Genomic DNA, 3373 nt, shown 5'->3' with positions numbered 1-3373 from the left:
AGCCATCATCGCGAATTGCGTTCGCAGGCGATGGACCTGTGGGCGCAAATCGCTCGGGTATAAGCGGTACAACCCGGCCAGCGTCATCCTATTGCTTCTCGGCCATTAACTTTACGATGTCTTCACGACATATACCTTTTGCCAAATTGTTCACGATGACAAGCGGAAGCCAAGTGCGCGCTACCCAGAAGTCCTCTAGGCTCGTTGCTCCAATGGGATGACGTTCCCGCCCTGGAGACGGTCCAGTTCTCTCGCCCACCACGCCGCCATCTTCACGCGCTCTTCCCAATAGGTTGCCCGGTGATAGGCTTTACGCACCTGATCGGCACCGACATGGGCCAGTTCCGCTTCTACCGCGTCCGGGTTCCACTGGCCGCTTTCGTTCAGCAGCGACGAGGCGCTGGACCGGAAGCCGTGTGAAGTGTGTTCTTCTTTGGAATATCCCATACGTCGAAGCGCGGTGTTCAGCGTGTTTTCGCTCATGGGCCGTTGGCGCGTATGGACGGCAGGGAAAGCAAAAACTCCGTCACCTGTCAGCTTGCGAAGTTCCTTGAGAAGATCGACGGCCGCGCCGGGCAACGGCTTCTTGTGCTCACGGCGCATCTTCATGCGGCTGGCCGGTATCGTCCATGTTCCTGCTGCAAGGTCGAATTCGCTCCATTCGGCTTGCCGCAATTCGCCCGGACGCGGATAGAGGAGGGCCATAAGCTGCAAGGCTATTCTCGTTTCCGGCATTCCCTCATAGGCCCACACAGCCCGGATAAGAGCGCCGAATTGGTCCGAGGTGGTGACAGCCGCGTGGTGACTTACCGTGGGCGCTGTAAGCGCCCCACGAAGCCCGCCAGTCGGATCGGTGTCGGCTCTTGCTGTGGCGATGGCATAGCGGAATACCTGCCCTATGGTGCCGCGCATCCGTCTTGCTGTTTCAAGATTTCCCAAGGCTTCCACCTTGCGGAGGCAGTCGAGGATTTCCTTCGCCGTGATTTCGGCTACAGGTCGGCTACCAAGGTCAGCGCAAGCCATGTCCAGAAGCCATCGCTTTTTGTTGAGCGTGGTTTCTGCCTTCCCTTCCTTCTGGTTCTCTTCGAGAAGTTCTTCGGTAATGGTGCGGAAGGTGTTTTCGGTCACGGCCAGTTTTGCCGCCTTCTCCTCCTTCGCCGCTGCGCCGGGATCGGTGCCGGTCGCAAGTAGCCCTTTTGCCTCGTCACGGCGCTTTCGTGCTGCGGCCAGAGAGACAGCCGGATAGGCCCCGAGGGCAAGCGTCTTCTGTTTGCCGTTGAAGCGGTAGGAAAGCCGCCACAGCTTTGAGCCGTTCGGATTGAGCAGGACATGCAGTCCGCCACCGTCGCTGTACTTTGTTGGTACGCTGGACGGTTTCAGGTTTCGGATGTTGGTATCGGTAAGCGGCATGTTGGTATCCCCTGCCTTGCGCCAGCGCTGTTCCATGTGGCCGGTGGGGTTTGTCAAAGCCCGGGAAACCTTGGGCTTTTGGCGCTCCCTGTAGGGGCCTGTTGGTATCAAAACCCGGACAAACCCGGCGTTTGATCAATGTACCAACAGATATACCAACAAAAAGTGCGGCTGCAAGCGAACGGGAGCGGACGCCAGAAAGCAAAAAGCCCGGAAAACCGGGCTTTTTGTGGTTCCTTCGAACGTCCTTGAACGTTGGGAAACAGGAATTTGGTGCCCAGAAGAGGACTCGAACCTCCACACCCTTTCGAGTACCAGCACCTGAAGCTGGCGCGTCTACCAATTCCGCCATCTGGGCGACGGAGAGCGATGTACGAGGGCAGCCGCCCGGTGTCAACAGACTTTTTGAACTTTTATGACGATCATTGATTTTAAAGGGAAAAAACTTGGTTGAGTGCTGTTGAAACATTTTGCCGCATCAATTGTCGAGCCCTTCGTGTTTCGTCTTGTCGACGTGACCGAGGTCGCGCTCCGGGTCGATGACATCGCGGATTCTCTGTTTGAGTTCTTTTGGACCCGGAAAACCGCCATCGCGCTTGCGCTCCCATATGATCTCGCCGTTAACGGCAATCTCGAACAGGCCGCCCGTTGAGGGAACGAGGCTGACTTCGCCAATGTCGGAAGCGAAGGTTTGCAAAATCTCCTGCGCCATCCATCCGGCGCGAAGCAGCCAGTTACATTGGGTGCAGTAGCGGATGGCTATGTGAGGTTTGGTCTCGGTCATCATTATGTCTCCTTCAGCGCGCGGTCACGACAATGTCAACTATAACACTCATGTTTTTACCTGCCAGATGCTTGTTCTTATCATGCGGCTTTGCCAACAGATAAGGCATCGAAGGCTGAAACGTGGAGATCCTATGGCCCAGTTCGACAATAATCGTCAGCGTCTTTTCGTTCCGGCGGTCGCACCGCTTTATAGCTCCACACATGATCTGGTGGAGACCATTCTGCGTGTGACGGCAGGACTTCTTCTTGTCACCCATGGCTTCGGTAAGATCCTCAACCCGTTTGGGGCGGTCGGCATGGTGGAGAGCCTTGGTTTTTACCCCGGCGTCTTCTGGTCGCCGCTGCTGGCTGCCACGGAATTTTTCGGCGGCATTCTGGTGGCCATCGGCCTGTTCACGCGGCCGGCTTCCTTCGCTGCGATGATTGTTCTTCTTGTGACGGTCTATTTTCATGGCATCGTAAAGGCGGAAGGCCTGGGCGGCGCGGAAAAGTCGATCCTCTGGGCGGCGATATTCCTGTTCTTTGCAGTTCGCGGTGGCAACCGGCATTCCGCCGACGCGAAACTGTCCCGGGAGTTCTGAGGCGCAGCAGGCCTGGCTTGTTGCCCTGTTGACTAGTACCTCTTGAAAAACCGGCTTTCTCATGGTGAAGGTGGATTGAGGCGGCTATCTGCGCCGATTGAATCCACCTTTGTCGTCAAGAGGCCATATGCGCGTTGCAATTATCGAAAACATGGCGGGCACGCCGCATGGCCAGCTCGGCGTCGCTCTGCAAGAGGCGGGAGCAGATGTGCATGTCATCCGCGCCTATGCGGGTGAGCCACTTCCCACCGATGCGGGTGGTCATGATGCCCTTGTCGTTCTGGGCGGTGAGCAGAACGCCCTTGACGATGCGCTTTACCCCTATCTCCCAGAGCTTGCGCTTTTGATGAAAGCCTTTGGCGATGCGGATAAGGCCGTGATGGGTGTCTGCCTCGGCAGCCAGTTGCTGGCGCGCGCCTATGGTGGAGAGAATATCCTGGCCGGTCCGCCTGAATTTGGCTGGGAAGATGTTTCCCTGGCATCGTAAACTTAACGGAATGTGGAGTCCGCTGTGCGATGAGGGGGCATGACAGATCGAGATCCTCTTTACCGTCGGCATCGCTATCCCGGTGAGGTCATCGCCCATGCGGTTTGGC

3 protein-coding genes, 1 tRNA gene and 1 pseudogene are annotated in these 3373 nt (G+C 57.0%); 2 read left to right on the top strand and 3 right to left on the bottom strand.

From position 1 onward, the window contains the following. Positions 1-195: 195 nt before the first annotated feature. The 3 genes from OK142_RS25045 to OK142_RS25035 all read right to left on the bottom strand — a co-directional run bounded on the left by OK142_RS25045 (position 196) and on the right by OK142_RS25035 (position 2194). Complete coding sequence (locus OK142_RS25045; RefSeq protein ID WP_498685710.1) at positions 196-1410, bottom strand: tyrosine-type recombinase/integrase; 1215 nt, start codon at positions 1408-1410, stop codon at positions 196-198. 271 nt (positions 1411-1681) lie between these two features. Continuing rightward, positions 1682-1768: transfer RNA gene (locus OK142_RS25040), tRNA-Leu, on the bottom strand. A 120-nt stretch (positions 1769-1888) separates the two neighbouring features. Continuing rightward, the gene (locus OK142_RS25035; RefSeq protein ID WP_035241964.1) at positions 1889-2194 is read right to left on the bottom strand and encodes an Rdx family protein; all 306 of its coding nucleotides are present in this window, start codon (positions 2192-2194) and stop codon (positions 1889-1891) included. Positions 2195-2327: 133 nt separating this feature from the next. On the opposite strand from OK142_RS25035, the gene OK142_RS25030 reads away from it, so the two are divergent. Both OK142_RS25030 and OK142_RS25025 read left to right on the top strand, forming a co-directional pair. After that, the gene (locus OK142_RS25030) at positions 2328-2777 is read left to right on the top strand and encodes a DoxX family protein (protein ID WP_498685709.1); all 450 of its coding nucleotides are present in this window, start codon (positions 2328-2330) and stop codon (positions 2775-2777) included. Between the two features lie 127 nt (positions 2778-2904). After that, positions 2905-3255, top strand: a pseudogene (locus OK142_RS25025) (type 1 glutamine amidotransferase); the annotation flags it as partial. Between the last annotated feature and the right edge of the window lie 118 nt (positions 3256-3373).

Origin of the sequence: Agrobacterium sp. BT-220-3 (genome assembly GCF_025910175.1) — a bacterium.
GTDB classification, from domain to species: Bacteria; Pseudomonadota; Alphaproteobacteria; order Rhizobiales; family Rhizobiaceae; genus Agrobacterium; species Agrobacterium oryzihabitans.
The sequence above is the reverse complement of the archived record's forward strand: the minus strand, read 5'-3'. Positions and strand labels throughout refer to the sequence as shown.

Coding starts and splice junctions, on each gene's coding strand:
- OK142_RS25030 (WP_498685709.1), top strand. CDS start 2,328: ATGGCCCAGTTCGACAATAATCGTCAGCGTCTTTTCGTTCCGGCGGTC.
- OK142_RS25045 (WP_498685710.1), bottom strand. CDS start 1,410: ATGCCGCTTACCGATACCAACATCCGAAACCTGAAACCGTCCAGCGTA.
- OK142_RS25035 (WP_035241964.1), bottom strand. CDS start 2,194: ATGACCGAGACCAAACCTCACATAGCCATCCGCTACTGCACCCAATGT.